Source organism: Nitrosophilus sp. (assembly GCF_982775275.1).
This window is the reverse complement of sequence record NZ_CEXZHP010000209.1, coordinates 1-2,563: the sequence shown is the minus strand read 5'-3', so window position 1 is coordinate 2,563 and position 2,563 is coordinate 1. Positions and strand designations below refer to the sequence as shown.

Below are 2,563 nucleotides of genomic sequence, written 5' to 3'. Positions count from 1 at the left end.
TATTTGGGTAGTAAAGGCAAACTTATCAAAAACTCTCTTGATAAGCAAAGAAAGGTTGTCAATAATTCTATAAATAGATTATATAACTTTCTTAAACAAAATCCCGATTTTCAAAAAGAATCAAAATTTTTCCTTGCAAATCTAAAAAGAATACCCGATATTAGAAAAAGAGTTGATAATTTAAATATCAAGTTCAAAGAGGCATTTTTCGATTTTTATACAGATACGATAAATACGGCCTTAATAAAAGAGATGTCAAAAATAGAGCATTATACGATTGATCCTGATATAACCTCTATCTCTTCAACTTTGATTCAATTTATAAACTCTAAAGAGTATTCCGGGATTGAGAGAGGATTTATCTCTTTTATATTGGCAAGATATACTCCTATGAGCGACGAAGAGCTAAAAATATGGAATCAGCTCATAGGAAAAGCTGATAGCTTTTTAAACTATGCTTTGGTGGTTCCAGAAACTAAAAAAAAGATAGATAAAATTATAAAGGATAAAGATTCTAAGGAGATTTTTGACGAAATCTCTCAAACAAGGGTAGATATCCAAAGGGCTGCAAATGACGGGATGTATCCTGTTGATCCAACATTATGGTTTAATCTTCAAACAGAAAAAATAGACGTTATTTTAGAAGCTGAAAAGATACTTAAAAATGATTTAAAATTAAAAATAAACCATGTTGCCAAAATAAAATTTTATATGTTTATCGCTTCGGCAATAGTATTTATTTTGTCTATTTTACTTGCAATCATAGGATATTTACTCGCAAAAGACTTAACATCAAATATCAAAAAACTTGAGCAGATTCTAAAAAAAGTTGCAGAATCTGAAAGTGTTAAACAGGAAAAAGGAGATTTAGAGTCTAAAATCAACCTTGATACTACAGAAGGTATAAATGCCGCATATGAGCTTTTAGAAACGGCACTTAAAAAAGCCGAAACCGCAAAAGAGTCTGCCGAAGAGGCAAGTAAAGCTAAAAGTATGTTTTTAGCAAACATGTCACACGAAATTAGAACACCGTTAAATGGCATTGTTGGATTTACCGAACTTCTTAAAAACACTAATTTAAATGATGAACAAAAAGAATTTGTATCTATTATTGAAAAAAGCTCCGAAAACCTATTAGAAATCATTAACGCCATACTTGATCTATCAAAAATAGAAAGCAATAAAATTGAAGTCGAAAATATCGTATTCGATCCTATAATCGAATTTGAAAACGCAATTGAAGTTTATGCTCCAAAAGCCGCCGAAAAAGATATAAATCTGGCTCTTTTTGTAGATCCGAGCCTTGAAAAACCCCTTAAAGGGGATCCTACTAAAATAAAAGAGGTTTTAATAAATTTAGTAAGTAACGCTATAAAATTTACAGAAACCGGCGGAAACGTATCTATTGAAATAAAAAAACTTGGAAATATTGACGGTAAAGCAAAAGTGTATTTTGAAGTAAAAGATACGGGTATCGGTATACCTGCAGAGAAAAAAGCCCAAATTTTTGAAGCTTTTAGTCAAGCCGATATTAGCGTAACTAGAAAATACGGTGGAACAGGCCTTGGGCTGACAATTTCAAGCGAGTTTGTAAAACTTATGGGAGGACAGCTAGGACTTGAGAGCGAAGTTGGTAAAGGATCGAAATTTTTCTTTACTTTAGAACTAGAAGAGATTCCAGCATTAACCGAATCTATGAAAAATAAATTTGAAGGCTTAAATGTTGGATTTTTTATTAGAGAAGATGAGCCAAAAGATCAAAATATATATATAAAAAATTATTTTAAATATTTAGGCGTAGAATTTAACGAATATAAAAATTTATCAAAATTTTTAGATAATGCAAAAAAATATGATTTTGTTATATTAGATTATGATTATATCGAAGATAATAATTTAAAAAACTTTTTTGTTAGAAATATTCCGGTTGCTATAATTTCCAAAATTATATACCAAAAAAAGATAGAATCTTTATCAGAAAAACTTATGAAAATAGTTTATGAACCTGTTAACTATACAAAATCCAAACAACTTATACAATATTATATAGGCGAATATAAAAAAATAAAAGAAAAAACCTCAAAACCTATTGATTTATCCAAAATTAAATTTAATGCAAAAGCTTTAGTTGTAGAAGATAATGTAATAAACCAAAAACTTATCAAAAAAACGCTCGAAGATCTTGGGCTTGAAGTGGATATTGCAAATAACGGACTCGAGGGCTTTGAAAAAAGAAAAAATGGAAGCTATGATATCATTTTTATGGATATACAAATGCCAATAATGGATGGTATAGAGGCCACCCATGAAATTTTAGATTATGAACAAGATTATCATCAGCCACATATCCCAATAATAGCACTTACAGCTCACGCTTTAAAAGGGGATCGTGAAAAATACCTAAATGAAGGATTAGATGAATATATTACCAAACCTTTAGTTAGAGACGAACTTGTAGCTATTCTTAAGAAATTTTTGGCTGATAAAATTATCGATAAAGTTAATGAAGAAAAAATTGAGACAATTGGCAAAGAATTAAATATAAAAGAAGAGAAACCTAAAA

The 2,563-nt window shown here is 29.5% G+C and carries 1 protein-coding gene; it reads left to right on the top strand.

The features are described 5' to 3' along the window. A partial coding sequence (locus tag AC30RD_RS08300) for an ATP-binding protein (RefSeq protein WP_489494014.1) occupies positions 1–2,563 on the top strand: 2,563 nt, incomplete at both ends.